The organism is Porphyromonas gingivicanis JCM 15907 (genome assembly GCF_000614585.1).
Classification (GTDB): Bacteria; Bacteroidota; Bacteroidia; order Bacteroidales; family Porphyromonadaceae; genus Porphyromonas; species Porphyromonas gingivicanis.
Genome location: NZ_BAKX01000007.1, coordinates 15,956 through 32,210, shown reverse-complemented (window position 1 = coordinate 32,210; position 16,255 = coordinate 15,956). Strand labels below are relative to the sequence as shown.

14 protein-coding genes and 3 pseudogenes are annotated in these 16,255 nt (G+C 47.7%); 10 read left to right on the top strand and 7 right to left on the bottom strand.

Annotated features, from left to right (window positions below; all coding sequences use genetic code 11):
• Positions 1-29: 29 nt before the first annotated feature.
• Together JCM15907_RS11330 and JCM15907_RS07475 are read right to left on the bottom strand one after the other, a co-directional pair.
• Positions 30-674, bottom strand: coding sequence for an OmpH/Skp family outer membrane protein (locus JCM15907_RS11330; RefSeq protein ID WP_052102586.1), 645 nt, complete (start codon positions 672-674; stop codon positions 30-32).
• A 62-nt stretch (positions 675-736) separates the two neighbouring features.
• Positions 737-946, bottom strand: a complete 210-nt coding sequence (locus JCM15907_RS07475) for a hypothetical protein (RefSeq protein WP_025843330.1) — start codon at positions 944-946, stop codon at positions 737-739.
• 98 nt (positions 947-1,044) lie between these two features.
• On the opposite strand from JCM15907_RS07475, the pseudogene JCM15907_RS11325 reads away from it, so the two are divergent.
• Positions 1,045-2,501, top strand: a pseudogene (locus tag JCM15907_RS11325) (aminoacyl-histidine dipeptidase).
• Positions 2,502-2,673: 172 nt separating this feature from the next.
• On the opposite strand, the gene JCM15907_RS07460 reads toward JCM15907_RS11325, so the two are convergent.
• The 4 genes from JCM15907_RS07460 to JCM15907_RS12395 all read right to left on the bottom strand — a co-directional run bounded on the left by JCM15907_RS07460 (position 2,674) and on the right by JCM15907_RS12395 (position 6,098).
• Positions 2,674-4,212, bottom strand: a complete 1,539-nt coding sequence (locus tag JCM15907_RS07460; RefSeq protein WP_025843329.1) for a YifB family Mg chelatase-like AAA ATPase — start codon at positions 4,210-4,212, stop codon at positions 2,674-2,676.
• A 42-nt stretch (positions 4,213-4,254) separates the two neighbouring features.
• Positions 4,255-5,076: a FliH/SctL family protein gene (locus tag JCM15907_RS07455; protein ID WP_025843328.1), complete on the bottom strand. Its 822-nt coding sequence runs from the start codon at positions 5,074-5,076 to the stop codon at positions 4,255-4,257.
• Positions 5,012-5,389, bottom strand: a complete 378-nt coding sequence (locus JCM15907_RS12870; RefSeq protein ID WP_148297491.1) for a hypothetical protein — start codon at positions 5,387-5,389, stop codon at positions 5,012-5,014. Before JCM15907_RS12870 ends, JCM15907_RS07455 begins: the two co-directional genes overlap by 65 nt.
• Before the next feature lie 217 nt (positions 5,390-5,606).
• The gene (locus JCM15907_RS12395) at positions 5,607-6,098 is read right to left on the bottom strand and encodes a hypothetical protein (protein ID WP_025843326.1); all 492 of its coding nucleotides are present in this window, start codon (positions 6,096-6,098) and stop codon (positions 5,607-5,609) included.
• A 183-nt stretch (positions 6,099-6,281) separates the two neighbouring features.
• Between JCM15907_RS12395 and JCM15907_RS07440 the strand changes: the two genes are divergently transcribed.
• The 8 genes and pseudogenes from JCM15907_RS07440 (at position 6,282) to JCM15907_RS13865 (ending at position 14,706) form a co-directional block, all read left to right on the top strand.
• The gene (locus JCM15907_RS07440) at positions 6,282-7,496 is read left to right on the top strand and encodes a uracil-xanthine permease family protein (protein ID WP_025843325.1); all 1,215 of its coding nucleotides are present in this window, start codon (positions 6,282-6,284) and stop codon (positions 7,494-7,496) included.
• Positions 7,497-7,599: 103 nt separating this feature from the next.
• Complete coding sequence (locus JCM15907_RS07435) at positions 7,600-8,313, top strand: nucleoside-specific channel-forming Tsx family protein (protein ID WP_025843324.1); 714 nt, start codon at positions 7,600-7,602, stop codon at positions 8,311-8,313.
• Between the two features lie 53 nt (positions 8,314-8,366).
• A pseudogene (locus JCM15907_RS11315) lies at positions 8,367-9,658 on the top strand (NCS2 family permease).
• Between the two features lie 597 nt (positions 9,659-10,255).
• Positions 10,256-10,914: pseudogene (locus tag JCM15907_RS11310) on the top strand (ABC transporter ATP-binding protein).
• Positions 10,915-10,992: 78 nt separating this feature from the next.
• The gene (locus JCM15907_RS07420; RefSeq protein ID WP_025843323.1) at positions 10,993-12,282 is read left to right on the top strand and encodes an ABC transporter permease; all 1,290 of its coding nucleotides are present in this window, start codon (positions 10,993-10,995) and stop codon (positions 12,280-12,282) included.
• A gap of 30 nt (positions 12,283-12,312) precedes the next feature.
• On the top strand, positions 12,313-13,578 hold the full coding sequence (locus JCM15907_RS07415) for an ABC transporter permease (protein ID WP_025843322.1): 1,266 nt from the start codon (positions 12,313-12,315) through the stop codon (positions 13,576-13,578).
• Between the two features lie 26 nt (positions 13,579-13,604).
• The gene (locus JCM15907_RS13870) at positions 13,605-14,162 is read left to right on the top strand and encodes an efflux RND transporter periplasmic adaptor subunit (protein ID WP_306305485.1); all 558 of its coding nucleotides are present in this window, start codon (positions 13,605-13,607) and stop codon (positions 14,160-14,162) included.
• An 85-nt stretch (positions 14,163-14,247) separates the two neighbouring features.
• Positions 14,248-14,706 (top strand): efflux RND transporter periplasmic adaptor subunit, encoded by a 459-nt coding sequence (locus JCM15907_RS13865; protein WP_306305484.1) that lies wholly within the window; start codon positions 14,248-14,250, stop codon positions 14,704-14,706.
• On the opposite strand, the gene JCM15907_RS12865 is transcribed toward JCM15907_RS13865, so the two are convergent.
• The gene (locus JCM15907_RS12865) at positions 14,660-14,863 is read right to left on the bottom strand and encodes a hypothetical protein (protein ID WP_148297490.1); all 204 of its coding nucleotides are present in this window, start codon (positions 14,861-14,863) and stop codon (positions 14,660-14,662) included. The two genes, JCM15907_RS13865 and JCM15907_RS12865, sit on opposite strands and share 47 nt — an antisense overlap.
• A 28-nt stretch (positions 14,864-14,891) precedes the next feature.
• Here JCM15907_RS12865 and JCM15907_RS07405 point away from each other — a divergent pair, with 28 nt between their 5' ends.
• On the top strand, positions 14,892-16,253 hold the full coding sequence (locus JCM15907_RS07405) for a TolC family protein (protein ID WP_025843321.1): 1,362 nt from the start codon (positions 14,892-14,894) through the stop codon (positions 16,251-16,253).
• The last annotated feature ends 2 nt before the right edge of the window (positions 16,254-16,255 follow it).

Genomic DNA, 16,255 nt, shown 5'->3' with positions numbered 1-16,255 from the left:
GTATTCGGGTTTAAGAGTTTGAGTGTCTATTACTTCTTTTCAGGAGTAGGAGTCGCAACAGCCGTTGGCTCTTGGGTATAGCCTTCGTTAAGCCCTTTGATTACGGCATCGGTTATATCCAGAGCGGGATTGCCATAGAGCATATTGTCGGCACGCACATTGGTAAGGATGAGGTCGTAGCCCCACTCCTTATTCAGTTCGGCAATGCGACTCTTGATAGAAGTGTAGAGTTTCTCCTCGGCAGCTTGTTGCTCTTTGAGCATCTGCTCGGTCAGAGAGGCATTAAGTTTCTGTATGTCTTGCTCCATCTTCATAAGACGATTTTGCTCAGCTTCGGCAGCTTCTCGCGTTAGGAACTGATTGTTTTGCAGTTTCTGCTGGAAGTCTGCCCCTGCGCGTTGCAAGGCATTCATTTTGGCGGTTAGAGAGGCACGGCTATCGTTGCCCTTCTTTTCAAGTCTCTCTTGCATCTCTTTGTACTGCGCATAATTGTTCAGTACAGAGTCGAGTTGTACATAAGCTACCTTTAGAGTAGGAGTAGCGGTAGTGGCCTCTTGAGAGGCAATGCCTTGTGCTCCCGTTGCTTGAGAGGTTTGCTTATCGGCTTGCGAACAGGAGGGGGCGAGCAAAAGAAGCAAAGCTCCTAAGAGCACGCTTCCAAGTTTTAGCGACATTTTTTGCATAGTATAGTTTGTTGAATTGAGGTCTTCCGACCCCTGTTTATTGTTTAGAGATTTTATTCGTTGATGCGGTCGAAGAGGTTGCACCTATGTGTCTCCTCTTCCAATTGTTTGTTGGCACATCCGATGCCCTTACGCTGAAGGGCTTGGCTCGACTCGATATGCGTATTGGGAAAAGTCCCCCCACGTACAAAGAAAATACGCACCCCTAAAAGAAGTAGTGCTACGCCCACTATCAAGACTGTAACAAGGAAGAATATCATCATTTTGTCTTATATTTGCACAAAGCAAAGTTAGTATATTCCTCCCATAGGACAAAGGGGGTATTTTCTAAGAATTGAACTAAAACATATATAATAAAGCAATGAACATTACAGACCTTAAACCCGCTTTGGTGTGGCGTTACTTCCACGAGATTACACAGGTACCTCGCCCCTCCAAAAAAGAAGAGAAGATTTTGGCGTATCTGAAGAAGTTTGCAGAAGATCGCAAACTCGATTACAGCCAAGATGAAGCAGGCAACATCGTAATACGCAAAGCCGCAACTCCCGGATATGAAAACCTTAAGACCGTAATACTCCAGAGCCACGTAGATATGGTGTGCGAGAAGAACAACGATACGGTACACAACTTCGACACAGACCCTATACGCACCGTTATAGACGGAGAGTGGGTGCGTGCAGAAGGTACTACTCTTGGAGCTGACAATGGTATCGGTGTGGCGGCAGAGTTAGCTCTACTCGACGACAATAGTTTAGAGCATGGACCTATCGAATGTCTATTCACCGTAGACGAAGAGACAGGGCTTACAGGTGCTATGAACTTAGCCCCCGGCTTTATCAAGGGTACTATTTTGCTCAACCTCGATAGCGAAGATGAGGCGAAATGTTTATCGGTTGTGCTGGTGGTATGGGTACTACTGCAACTTTCAACTATACCACAGAGGCTACACCTGCCGACTACTTCTATGGCAAAATCAATGTAAGTGGTCTCAAGGGAGGGCACTCAGGTGGCGATATTCACGTAGGGCTTGGCTCTGCCAATAAGATTTTGACCCGTGCTCTCTATGCTATTCGTGAAAAGATGCCTTTGGTGCTGGCGCAAATAGATGGAGGTAACCTCCATAATGCTATTGCTCGTGAAGCGGTAGCTCTCGTAGGTGTGCCTATGAACCGCAAGGAAGAGCTTGCTATCCTTATCAACGAATTGGATGCAGATGTACGTACAGAGTTGGCTGCAGTAGACCCCAATGTAAAGGTTGCATTATCTTCTACTGAAACTCCTACACGCATTATCGACAGAGATACTACACAACGTCTCATTTTGGCTCTCTATGCTTGTCCTCATGGCGTTATGGGCATGAGCCACGCTATCGAAGGCCTCGTAGAGACCTCTACCAACCTTGCTTCTATCAAGATGAAGGAGAACAACAAGATTGTCGTAGAGACCAGCCAACGCTCTTCCAGCGAATCTCTCAAAGCAGACGTAGGTAACACCGTTAAGAGTGTGTTTGACTTGGCTGGAGCAGAGGTGGAAGTGCGCGATGGCTACCCCGGTTGGAGTCCTAACCCTAACTCTCCTATCTTGCAAGTAACCATTGATGCCTACAAAAAGCTCTTCGGAAAAGAGCCTGCCGTTAAGGCTATCCATGCGGGGCTTGAGTGTGGACTCTTCCTTTCAAAGTATCCTTACCTCGATATGGTTTCTTTCGGGCCTACGCTAAGAGATGTACACTCTCCCGTAGAGCGTATGGAGATTGCCACAGTAGACCTCTTCTGGAGTCATCTCCTTGAAGTACTCAAGAACGTTCCTAGGGCTTAAAACCTCGTTTGTTTTTAGTCTAAAAGGAGATAAACGATTGTAATAACTCCCCCAAAGGTTCTTATGAAAAGAGCTTTTGGGGGAGCTTTTGGGTTAAAAGTATCGTAAGTTTTGACTCGAACGGTTTTAGCTTTTGAGAGAAAAGTGTTGTAGATGTTGGAGAGAACCTCGCTTAGAGACCCCAAGATGCTCGGTCGAGTCCTCGGTAGAGAATTGCTTCAGCGATGTGTTCGGAAGTTATAGTGTCGGAGTTTGCCAAGTCGGCAATGGTTCGTGCTACCTTTAAGATGCGGTCATAGGCTCGTGCCGAAAGCCCTAAGCGTTCCATTGCCTGTTTGAGTCGAGCCAATCCCTCGGCGTCGGGGCGTGCGTAGAGAGCGGTTAGTTTGGGAGGCATTTGCGCATTGCAGTGGATATGAGGGTAATCTTTGAATCGCTCTGTCTGTCGTAGACGTGCCTGCAAAACGCGCTTGCGGATGCTTAGCGAAGGCTCGGCAGGGGTTGCATTGGAAATCTCCTCAAAGGGCACAGGGGCAATCTCTACCTGTATATCTATGCGGTCCATTAGAGGACCTGAAACTTTGGAAAGATATTTTTGTACAGCTCCCGATGCACAAGAGCAGGTACGTGTAGGGTGATTGTAATAGCCACAGGGGCAGGGATTCATAGCCGCCACCAGCATAAACGAAGCTGGGTAATCGACCGTTGCTTTGGCGCGAGATACCGCTATGGTACGCTCTTCCATAGGTTGGCGCATTAGTTCGAGTACATTGCGGTTGAATTCTGCCAATTCGTCCAGAAAAAGTACCCCATTGTGCGCCAAACTAATCTCACCCGGACGAGGATTTACGCCCCCTCCTACCAACGCAGGTACAGATACTGAGTGGTGTGGGGCTCTGAAAGGACGATGCGTGAGTAGGGTGGTATGAGGCGGTAGTTTGCCTGCTACGGAGTAGACTTTTGTAGTCTCTAAGGCTTCGCTTAGGGTAAAGGGCGGAAGAATGCCTGCTACTCTTTTTGCCATCATAGATTTACCCGAACCGGGAGCACCGACCATAAGGATATTATGCCCGCCAGCGGCTGCTACTTCGAGGGCACGTTTTACATTTTCTTGTCCTTTGACATCGCTAAAATCGTAGAGTACTTCGCTTTGCTGACGGCTAAACTCTGCCCGAGTATCTACCTCAATGGGGATTAAAGAGAGCTTACCCTCAAGAAAATCGACCACTTCTGTAAGTGTGTCGGCAGCGTAGACTTTGAGCCGATTGACCACTGCTGCCTCTCTGGCATTGGCTTGAGGTACAATCAGTCCCTCCAACCCTTCTGCCCGTGCTTTTATAGCAATCGGTAGAGCCCCTTTGACAGGGCGTAGATGCCCATCTAATGAAAGTTCTCCCACCATCATATAGCGAGATAGTTGTTCGCTTTTGAGTTGCCCGCAAGCAGCAATCATTCCGATAGCAATGGGTAGATCGTAGGCAGTACCCTCTTTCTTGAGATCGGCAGGAGATAGATTAACCACCATTCGTTTTCCATAGAGCTGGTAGCCTGAGTTGTATGCAGCGGTGTGTATGCGGTCGTAACTTTCGCGTACAGAGGCATCGGGTAGTCCCACGATAGAGAATGTGCTACCCTCTGTTGCATTGACCTCTACCGTTACAGTGTGCGCATCTACACTCACCAAAGCAGCCGTAAAGGTTTGAACTAACATATAACAGAAGTGAGGAAAAAAGGTTAAGAATTGCCACGAGCCTTACGCATTGTATCCAATGCCCGTGATAGGTTTTTGCCTCGATAGATTATGCGGTTGTTCTCCGAAATAAGGAGGAAGTAGGGCATATCTTGTACTCCCCAATGACGCATGATATGGCGTACTATAAGAGGAGCGGGGTGCTGAGTGTAGTAATGAGGCATGAGAGCAAGCGAATCTGCCCATGCTATTTTTTGTTGCGTTGTGTTGGTAGAAATAAGACTGTCCGATTGAGGAGCACTCTGTGCCAATATGAAGAGTGATTGGGAGAGCGAATCGGCTCGTAGCGCTTTGTGCATAGTTCGTTGCACATCGTTTCTCCACAGAGAGTCGGTCATCGCTATAAGTAGATAGCGAGGGGTAGAGTGGTCTCTTTTCCCACACTTTGCGGAGCGTAGAGGGCATGGGAAAGAGGTGAGGGTCTCGCCACAATGTATCGGTCGATCTACTCTTCCAGTAGGCTATGTAGTTGTTCAGACGTAGTAGGTGGTGGGGGAGAGACTCGTTGGGATAGAGGTGTAGGAAGTCGAGCGCTCCTTCGAAAGAGGGGAAGTACTCATCTGCGAGTGCGGCAATGCCAAGTTTCTCCTTGTTGGCAACGATGAAGTGTGCTGCTTGGGTTTGCAACTTTTGCTCCAACTTTCGTCCCTCTTCCGTTGCTTTACGCCACTCTTGAGCGGAGAGTTTGCTACCCTCCGTATATAATCGCTGTGCTATGCGATCTAAGGCTTGTAGCGTTTCTTTCTCTTGGCGGACGAACTTACGCCTTAGGTCTGCTTCGGGATAACCTTGGGCTGTGTGCAAGCGAGGCGAGGAGCAGTCCAAGTCGAGCCGCACCTCCCGACGAGGAGCGAGTTGTAGCGCAAAAGCCCACTCCCCCGTAGTAGTAGAGAAGGGCTTCTGTGGTACTGGTTAATGGAAAGTGTAATGTCTCTCTGCCCGAAGCATCGGTGAGCCAAATCGTTTTTACGGAGCTTTGTCCCAGAGAGTCTGTTAGGTGTAAAAAGAGTTCGGTAGAGTCTCCTTTCGCTCCCTTCCAATGCAACTGAAGGCGTGCCCCTCTTGGAGGCTCAGCACCACAGGAGAAAAGAGCAAAAACAACAAGTAAGAAGAACCCTCCCGAATAGAAGTAGCGCAACGAAGAGGAAGAAGACCTATTAGATAAAGTATAATCCCGGTGTTTTTCAGTACAAGGGTCTCTTCCTCTCCGTGCTGGCCATTCGACTTGTGATTAAAAACAAGCAATTATAAACGCAATTCTCTTGGATCGAATGGTTAGAACGTATATCCGAAGCGGAGGTAACCTCCGGGATACAAACTACTCATAATGGCTGGAGAGAGAGAGATAAAAGGACTCAAGCCAACAGCAAAGAAGATGCCTCCTCTGGCAGCTGATAACGCCATCCGAACACAGGACTGAGACCAGCCCCATAACCCGATACATACTTTACTTTTTTGATACTCCCTTGATAGGAATTTCCATAGTAATAGTCGTAGCGAGAAGAATACTCCTCTTGGCTCTTGCCAAAGAGGGTGAGGATGCCTCCCACCTCAAAGAAGCTATTGCGTGTTCCGAACAGGTAGTTAATCCCTATCGGAGCAGAGACTACGAGAACGTCTCCTGCCGAGAAGAACCCAAGTCCAATCTGACCGCCGATACCGTTTACTTGTCCCTTGGTAAAGCGCATATCATAGTTGAATGAGATACCCATACTGGGCGTACCCAATTCGGCAAACAGCGCCTTCTTGTATTTGTTAGGGGCAACTTTTCCTCTTCTCTGAGCCTGAGAAGTAACAGGAATAGCAAGCATTGCCAGCGAGGCAAGCAGTAGGATAAGTTTTTTCATTGTGTTGTTTTCTTTATGTGTGTTACTTATTGTACATTTCGGACACTTTATCCGACGCCCAAAGTTAATAAAACCTTTTATCAATACCAATAGGGGCTGTTTACTCGGGGGTAATTGGCTTATCGAAAAGATAATATTTGTAATTTTGCCCTTGCCTTTTACAAAAACGAATAATTGCTTTCTATGGAACAGACTCCACACTTAACCCCCATACGCAAAACGGTAGTGGGTGTACAGTATCTTTTCGTTGCCTTCGGAGCTACCGTTCTGGTACCTCTTTTAGTAGGCTTAGACCCTTCTACTGCTCTCTTCTCGGCAGGTATTGGCACACTGCTATTCCATTTGGTAACTAAGGGGCAAGTGCCCATCTTTTTGGGTAGTAGTTTCGCTTTTATAGCACCCATCATTAAAGCCACCGAGCTTTATGGTTTGAGTGGTGCTCTTTTCGGTATTTTGGGAGTGGCAGCGGTGTATATTGTTATGTCGGGGCTTATCCGCCTCTTCGGTTTGAAGTTCATCAATCGCCTTTTCCCTCCTATCGTTATTGGACCTATCATTATGCTCATCGGGCTTTCGCTCTCAGGAGCTGCGGTCAATATGGCGGCAAACAACTGGCTTTTGGCTCTTGTCTCGCTTGCCACAGCGATTGCTGTAACGCTCTATGCCAAGGGTATTATGAAGCTCATCCCTATTTTCTGTGGCATTATAGTGGGCTACTTGACCGATATGATCTTCTTCGACATCGACTTCTCGGAGGTAGCCTCTGCATCGTGGTTTGCTTTGCCTCAGGTGGTACTGCCTAAGGAGTTCAGTTGGGAGCCTATCCTCTTTATGATTCCCGTAGCGATAGCTCCCGTTATTGAGCATATTGGAGATGTTTATGTAGTCAATAGTGTAACGGGCAAAAACTTTGTAAAGTCTCCGGGGTTGCACCGTACAATGCTGGGTGATGGGGTGGCTTGCCTCTTTGCCTCCCTTGTGGGCGCACCTCCTGTAACAACCTATTCCGAGGTTACGGGTGCGATGTCTTTGACCAAGGTAACAGACCCTTCGGTGCTACGTATAGCTGCTATTACGGGCGTAGTTTTCTCGATGATTGGTAAGGTGAGCGCACTACTCAAGAGTATAGACCCTGCCGTATTGGGCGGTATAATGCTCCTTCTCTTCGGTACTATTGCTGGGGCGGGCATTTCTAACCTACTGAATAGTAAGGTGAACCTCTCAAGCCCTCGTAACATAGTAATCATTTCGGTTACACTCACCACAGGTATTGGTGGAGCTATCTTACAGATGGGTACTTTTTCGCTATCGGGTATTGGGCTTTCGGCTATTATTGCTGTACTATTGAACCTGATTTTACCTGAGACGAACGAGGATAAGGTGGCTTCTAAAGAGTAATTTACTCGCACAAAAACTCTGCTACGCTGACCTCTGTGATGGTTGGCGGTGCTTTTTATTTCTATAGGTAATCTCGAACAAACAGTATCAAATACACGATTTTATGAAAAAATTATTCCTCCTTATGGCTACTCTTTGTGTAGCTCTATCCATTAGTTCTGTTGCTAAAGCGCAGAACGTACAGTTGCATTATGACTTTGGTCACCTCCTAACAGAGGATATGAAAGCACGCCCTGCACTTACCTCCACGGTAGAGATGTTCCGTCCTGATAAGTGGGGTAGTACCTTCTTCTTCATAGATATGGACTACCAAAACTCTGGTATCAAGTCTGCCTATTGGGAGATAGCACGCGACCTCCGCTTCTGGAAGTTGCCCCTCTCGGTGCATGTGGAGTATAATGGAGGCTTGAGCAATGCTTTCTCTTACAACGATGCCTACCTCTTAGGGACTAATTACTCCTATAACGCAGACGACTTTTCTTACGGCTTCGGCATCACACCTATGTATAAGTACCTTGCCAAGCAAAGCAACCCTCACTCCTTTCAACTAACGGGCACATGGTACTACCACTTTGCTAAGGGGCTTTTTACCTTTACGGGATTTGCCGATTTGTGGGGCGATCGCGACTTCTCAGGTCAAAATATGATGGTCTTTCTTATGGAGCCTCAGCTTTGGTTTAACCTCAACAAACTCCCCTGCATAGCAGATGACTGCAACCTAAGCATCGGTACAGAGGTGGAGATGAGCTACAACTTCCCCGTGAAGAATGAGCGTTTCTACGCCCTCCCCACTATTGCTGTTAAGTGGAGCTTTTGATGGGTTGGAGTCGAATGATGGGGTACTAACAGAAAAAAAGAACTACCTATGAAATTTTTGCAACTATTAGCTTCTCTCCCGAACGCCACAAAGTGCGCACAGAGGTTATAGCAGGGCTTACTACCTTTCTTACAATGAGCTATATCCTTGCCGTTAATCCTTCTATTCTCAGTGCTACGGGTATGGATAAAGGCGCTGTCTTTACTGCTACAGCACTTGCCTCGGCTATTGGTACTATATTGATAGCTTTCTTTGCCAAACTACCCTTTGCGCAAGCTCCCAGTATGGGGATTAATGCTTTCTTTGCCTTTACACTTGTACTTGGTATGGGATATAGCTGGGAAGCCGCGCTTACTGCTGTCTTCGTTGAGGGTATTATCTTCATCTTACTGACAGCATTTAACATTCGAGAGCAGATTGTACGTTGTATTCCGAAGAACCTCCGCTTTGCCATCTCGGCAGGTATCGGTATGTTCATTGCCTTTATCGGACTGAAGAATGCAGGTATCATCGTTGCGAATGAGGCTACTTTTGTAGCCTTGGGCAAGTTCACGCCAACGGCTATCCTCGCCTCGTTAGGCATTGTTATCAGTGCTGTACTTATTGTCCTAAAGGTGCGCGGTGCGCTCTTCTATGGTATTATTATCTGTACGCTGGTGGGTATTCCTTTGGGGGTTACCAACATTCCTGACGGATTCTTGCCTGTTTCGATGCCACAGTCTTTGGCTCCCACGTTTTTGAAGTTCGACTTTGCCGCGATCTTCAATATGGATATGATGCTCACCATCTTTGCACTCGTTTTTATGGATATATTCAATACCATAGGAACGCTTATCGGAGCTGCTGCTAATACCGAAATGATGGACGAAAAGGGCAATGTCAAGAATGTCAAAGCCGCTATGATGGCAGATGCTGTAGCTACTTCGGCAGGAGCGATGCTCGGTACTTCTACGGTAACAACCTTTGTGGAGAGTGCTTCGGGTATTGCCGAAGGGGGACGTACAGGGCTTACTTCATTTTCGACCGCTATGCTCTTCCTCTTGGCTCTCTTCTTCTCGCCCCTCTTTTTGCTTATACCTGCGGCTGCCACTACGGGGGCACTCGTCTTGGTAGGGGTCTTTATGCTGAGTGCTATTCAGGAGATTGACCTCTCGGATATGTCGGAGCTCTGCCCAGTTTTATTACAATGATTACGATGATTCTTACCTATAACATTGCGGAAGGTATGGCTCTTGGACTCATTAGCTATACCCTTGTGAAGCTCTTGAGCGGACAGTGCAAGCAGGTAAGTGTAACGCTCTACATTGTAACCGCGCTACTCATCTTGCGCTATATATTGCAGTAAAAGTTCTTTTTTAGAGCCTAAACTTTCAAACACCTACCCCATACTTATATGTTAGGGGTGGGTGTTTTTTTCTATTGCAGAGACTGTTGAAAACGACTCGTGCGATGCTCTCATCTGGAGGGTATAATCCTTGGGAATGTTTGCACGGAGGGTTTCGACTATAACCATCGTACCTTTTGCCTCGAATGATTATACCTTTTGGGGCTAACCATCATAGGAAACAGAAAGGGGAAGACAAGGAGACGTTGAGAAGGTGCGATACATCGAGTGTCCAACATTTTTTTAAGTTGTTGTTACCTGCTGTATAGGTTACCTCCAACTAAGATGGGAACTTTTTTTGTATTTCGAGAGGGGAAATAAACTCTCTACTCGAAATACTCCTTAATTGCTTATTTATCATCTATTTAGTTGCCTTTTTAGAGGCATTTAATGGATGCTTTCGAGGAGAAAGAATTGGAAAAAAGCAAATTTTTATAGGTATATTATTTGGATAATACAGATGTATTAAATACCTTTGCTCCGTATCATTATAGTAAAACACCTAACCCCTTACACTTAAGAGTGGGGTTTAAGATTAAAATACAACGTACAATGGCACTGATAGAGTTGAGCGGTATAGAGAAAACCTACCGGGTGTGCAACCGCTACATGTACTAAAGGGTATTGATGCTCAAATAGAAGAGGGTGAGATGGTGGCCATAATGGGGGCATCGGGGTCGGGTAAAAGTACGTTACTTAACATACTGGGGCTCTTGGACACTTTCGATAAGGGCGAATATGTCTTAGATGGGCGTTCGCTACGTAATCTCACGGAAAGCCAAGCTGCCTATGTGCGAAGCCGAGAGATTGGATTTGTATTTCAATCTTTTAACTTAATAGCGTATAAAGATGCCGTGGAGAACATTGCCCTCCCCCTCTTCTATCAGGGGGTGGCGCGTTCTCTTCGTCGCGAACGAGCCCTTTCCCTCCTTCGAGCAGTAGGGTTGGAGGAGTGGGGGCATCACTTGCCCAGCGAGCTTTCGGGGGGGCAGAAGCAGCGCATTGCTATAGCACGCGCCCTCGTTACCGAGCCTAAAGTGATCCTTGCCGATGAGCCTACGGGTGCGCTCGATAGTACCACTACGGTAGAGGTTATGGAGCTTCTCAAGCGAGTCAATAAAGAGGGAAAAACTCTTATCGTAGTTACTCATGAGAGTAGTGTGGCAGCTTTATGCGACCGCACCATACATATTCGTGATGGTATTATTGTAGAGTAATTACTCTGCCCCATTGTGCTATAAAAGAGCCTCACAGCTTTTGGGCTTTAGAGGTAGATTGTTTAAGAAAGAGTAGATATGTTTCATTGGTACACAGAGATATCCGCTTCATTGATGCGCAATAAGCTCCGCACCTTTCTCACGGGTTTTGCCGTGGGCTGGGGCATACTTTTGCTCATCTTACTCTTGGGTACGGGTACAGGTTTGCGCCATGGATTAGAGGCGAATAGTGATGCCATCGGGATGCGCTCAGGGAGTAGTTCGCTCCACTGTTACGAAACTCGATTGCCCTATGCAGGGTACGAAAGAGGGCGCACTATACAGCTCTACGATACGGACATTCAACTGCTCCAACGCAAGTTCCCCGAGATAGAGAGCATCTATCCGCAGCTTAATAAATGGGTAGATAATGCTTCGATGGAGGGCGAAGTGATTAGTGCCAACTTTGGATTGGAGTTGCGAGCTGTTTTTCCCGAGTATGACGAAGAGATACAGCAAGTACCCATCGTAGAGGGGCGTTTTATAACGGTTGGAGATATGAAGAGTAGAGCGCGCAACGTGGTGATAGACGACAAAACGGCCCGTAGTTTGCGCCCCAATGGAGGCTCTGTACTGGGCAAACTGATATTCTTAGGACCTTTTTCCTATACAGTAGTGGGGGTTTACAGACTTTCTGGCTCTCGCAATGCTGTATGCTATCTGCCCTTTACAACCATGGCGGCACAATTTCCCGACGAGGGTGTCGCTTATAGCAACCTCTATCTTTATTGTCCGAGTATTACGCAAGAGGCAGATTTCGAGCATTTGGAGCAACGTGTGCGCCAAACCTTAGCATTGGTCAAAGAGTTCTCGCCCGAAGATGATTGGGCAGTTTATATGTCCAACGATACCCTCTCTACCTCCGATATGATGGGCAAAATCTTCTTTGGTTTGGATGTTTTCCTTTGGTTTATCGGGCTTTCCATACTGACGATTGGGGTTATCGGGGTAAGCAATATTATGCTCGTCTCGGTGCAGGAGCGGATGCGTGAGTTCGGCATCCGTAAAGCATTGGGGGCGCACCCTAAGCATATCATCGGTATGGTCTTGGCAGAGTCGGTCTTTGTTACCCTTATTTCGGGGCTTTTGGGGCTTATTTTAGCAGTGGCACTCCTTTGGGGGGCGGACTATTATTTGGCAACATCGGGCATTGGCTCTCGGCAAATCTTCGAGGGAGTTACGCTCATCTTCTTCCAAAACCCTGTGATACCCCCTTGGGTGGCAGTAACCTCTCTTACGGTTATGGTTATATCGGGTGTTTTGGCGGGGTATATGCCAGCTCGAAAAGCGGTGCGCATACCTGCTATTGTGGCGATGAGAGAGCAATGAAAGGAGTAAACGAAAAGGGGCAGTAGACGTATGAATAGATTGTTCGACAGAGATACTTGGCAGGAGGTTTTTACCACCCTAAAGAGCAACCGCAGGCGTACTATCATCACGGCGATGGGTATCTTTTGGGGCATTTTCCTCTTAGTTATCTTGCTTAGTGTCGGTTATGGCTTCAACAATGCTATGCAGCGACAGGTGCAAGGGCTGGCACACAACACGCTAACCACAATCGCTACCCCAACGACTCAAGCCCATAAGGGTTTTTCTAAAGGGCGTATGTGGGATTTTACTATGGATGACATTGAATTTCTTCGCCAAAATCATAGAGAGATTGACCATATCACTCCTGTCAATTTCAACTCTGGGCGAGGGGTTACTCTTACCAACGCTGATAAGCGAATGACCGTATACAATGTTTTAGGGGTATGTCCAGACTACTTCAATATCTTGACACTGATTGTTGTAGAAGGAAGGTTACTCAATGAAGTTGATGAAAGAGAGGAACGAAATCATTGTCTCATAGGAGAGGAAATTCGAGAGCGACTATTTCCTTCAGAGTCTGCTATAGGCAAGCAGATAGAATATAAAGGGGGAAGCTATACAGTGGTAGGAGTTGTAAAGCAAGCCGCAGAGAACCTCAATCTTTTTGGTTCTACTAATCGTATGATGTTACTTCCCCATCAAGTCATGAGGCGAAAGAATGGAGATGGAGATAGAATAGATGCTCTTGTCTTCTCTGTGTTTCCTCACGTGCAGGATACACAAGGGGTACTTGATCGAGTCAATCGTACACTACGCATACGTCATGATGTTGCGCCCGATGATGATGGAGCAGTAATGACTTTCGACCTCTCGCAGTTTTTCCAAATGATGGATATGGTGCTTCTCTCGATCTATTTTTTAGTTTGGTTTGTGGGTATCGGCACTATCATATCGGGCATTGTAGGGGTGAGCAATATCATGCTCGTTACTATCCGTGAGCGTACTCGAGAGATAGGCGTAAGGCGGGCATTGGGAGCGCGCCCGAGAGACATCGTTTGGCAGATACTTTTAGAGGCAGTTACCCTGACTACATTGGCAGGCTTGTCGGGCTTTGTACCAGCAGTACTCCTTATGATGGGCTTCAATAGCCTCATCGAATCCAATCCAAGTGCCTTTATATACCAACCTCTTATCCCCTTTGAAGTGGGGCTTTTGGCAGCCTTTATCGTGCTGGTGAGCGGTATTTTGGGCGGCTTGCTCCCCGTAGCCCGTGCCATTAAGATTAAAGCCATCGAGGCACTACGTGATGAATAAAAAATAGTAAGATAGATACAAAAGCGATGAAAAAGTTGTTCAAAATCTTAGGATGGTCCCTCTTTGCCATTTTGGTGGTGGTAGTTTTCGTCTTCCTCTTCCAGAAGTCTCGTAAGAAACCCGACCGTTACGCTATCGAAGAGGTCAAGCTGACCGACACCATAGAGAATAAGTCCGTACTCACAGGACGCATAGAGCCTCGTAACGAGGTACTGCTTAAACCTCAGCTCTCGGGCATCGTGGCAGAGATTATGCACGAAGCGGGCGATGTGGTGCAGAAGGGCGATGTGATAGCTCGTATAGCCGTAGTGCCTGAAATGATGCAGGTAACCAGTGCTGAGAGTCGTGTGCGCCAAGCCGAGATAGCCTACAAAAAGGCAGAAGAGCAGTATCAACGCGCCCAAACACTCCTTGCCAAAGAGGTGATAGCCCGTGAAGAGTTCGAAGCTATCGAGGCTACTTACCGCCAAGCACAAGAGGAGATTGCTTCATCTCGAGAGGCACTCCAAATCGTGCTCACGGGCAAATCGACCGGTACTGCCTCTACCTCTACCACGTTGGTACGTGCACTATATCGGGTATGATACTCGATGTGCCTCTCAAGGTGGGTAATTCGGTAATTCAAGCCAATACCTTTAATGACGGTACTACCGTGCAAGTATTGCCGATATGAATGATATCCTCTTTACGGGTAAGGTCGATGAGACTGTGATAGGCAAGCTCCGCCTCGGTATGCCTGCCTACATCACCATAGGAGCATTGGGCAAAGAGCGTTTTATGGCAGAGATTGAGTACATTGCCCCCAAGGGTACCGACAATATGGGTACCAATTTCTACGAAATTAAAGCCAACGTACAGATCCCAGCGGGTAAACCTATCCGTGCAGGGTACAGTGCCAATGCAGAGGTCGTACTCAACGCCAGCTACAAAGTACTCGCTATACCAGAGTCTTGCCTCCTCTTCGAGGGAGAGAAAACCTTCGTCGAAGTGGTACTCAAAGAGGAACCCGAACTCACCACTGAACGTAGAGAAATAGAGACAGGTGTCTCTGACGGCATCAACATAGAGGTGAAGAAAGGGCTCAAGAAGGGCGAGAAAGTGCGTGGTGTAAAGCTAAACGATAAGTAGTACCTTTGTGGTCGTTTTTAATTACCAATAGAGGATTCTGTCGGATAGTGGTAGGGCAAGCGGTGGCGGTAGAGGTCGTCCCAAGCGTACGGAAGTGTGCCGAGGCATCTCTTGCCGAAGCCTTAGCCGAGCCAACCCCTATGCAATAGCGTCTCAACCTATCACTTTTTGAAAAAAAGGATTGTATGAAGTGTTGTAAATACCTACTCTTACTCGGCGCTATGCTATGCGCTACCCCCTTTGTCCAAGCACAGCAGTTGGAAACCATCTATGAGTCGCTCCACCGACCCATGTCTTATGAGGAATGTGTGGCACGGAGTGTTTTCTTCGATAGCAATGTGGGGCGTCAGCTGATAGATAGTGCTATGGTGCGCCTCAACTTAGACAAAGCCAGGAGTGCCTATTTGCCCACTCTACGCGCCTCCTTTGGCGAAAACTGGGAACTCGGGCGTGCGCAAGACAACACAGGCACCTATTTGGAGCGTTCGTCTGCCAATTCCTCCCTTGCCATTACCACATCGTACGACCTATTCACGGGGCTTCGTCGCCCTTCGATGCTCAAAACGGCTCGTTTGCGTGAGGCACAATCCGACGCTGCATTGGCAGGCTTGCGCGAGCGGGCAGAGCTTCGTGTGGCTGGCTTCTTCTACAATCTTTTGCTCCAAGAGGAGATTATCCGTGTAGCCCGTCTACGTATCGAGCAGACCGAACGCACCTTGGCGCAGACTCGTACCTTTGTCGAGGGGGGCAAGTGGCCCGCTTCTAAGATTAGCGAGGTAGAGGCGCAGCTCGAGGCAGATAGAGCTGCGCTCATCGAGGCAGAGAATGGGGCTGCCATCATACGGGTCGATTTGTCGGTAGCCGTGGAGTATTACGGCGAAGCTCCTCTACAGATTATCACCCCCGATATAGACCAACTCATCCAAGAAGCACGTGCCAAAATCATTCCTCCCGCTACTATCTATCAAGAGGCATTGGCACGCCGTCCCGAAATCAAGGCGACGGACTTCGGCATCGCCGCTGCCGAAGAGCGCATACGTACCGCTCGCACGGGCTATTGGCCTCAACTCTCGCTCAATGCAGGGTATAGCAACGCCTACTTTCGCCTCTTGGGCAGGAACTATGCAAGTAGTAATCAGTCGCTCGCCGAACAGTTGAAACACAACGGACGCTTCTTCGTGGGCGTTACCCTCTCGGTGCCTATCTTCGATGCTTTCGCAACATCGCAAGCCATTCGTCAGGCGAAAATCGACCTTAAGTCCGCCCAAACCGACAAGATAGATGCCGACTTGGGACTCTATAAAGAGATATTCAAGGCGCACGCCAATGCAGTGGCAGCCGAGCGCACCATCGTAGCTTCGGGCAATGCCGAGCGTGCAGCTCGTTCGTCGGCAGAGGCAGTAAGAGCCTCTTTCGAGGCAGGTCGTAGCACCACGTTCGAATTGGAGCAAGCAGAAAATAAACTGCTTATGGCGCAGATCGACGCCCTCCGTGCCAAATACGACTTTATCCTAAAGAGCATCTTCTTGGAGCTTTATCGCCGATAACC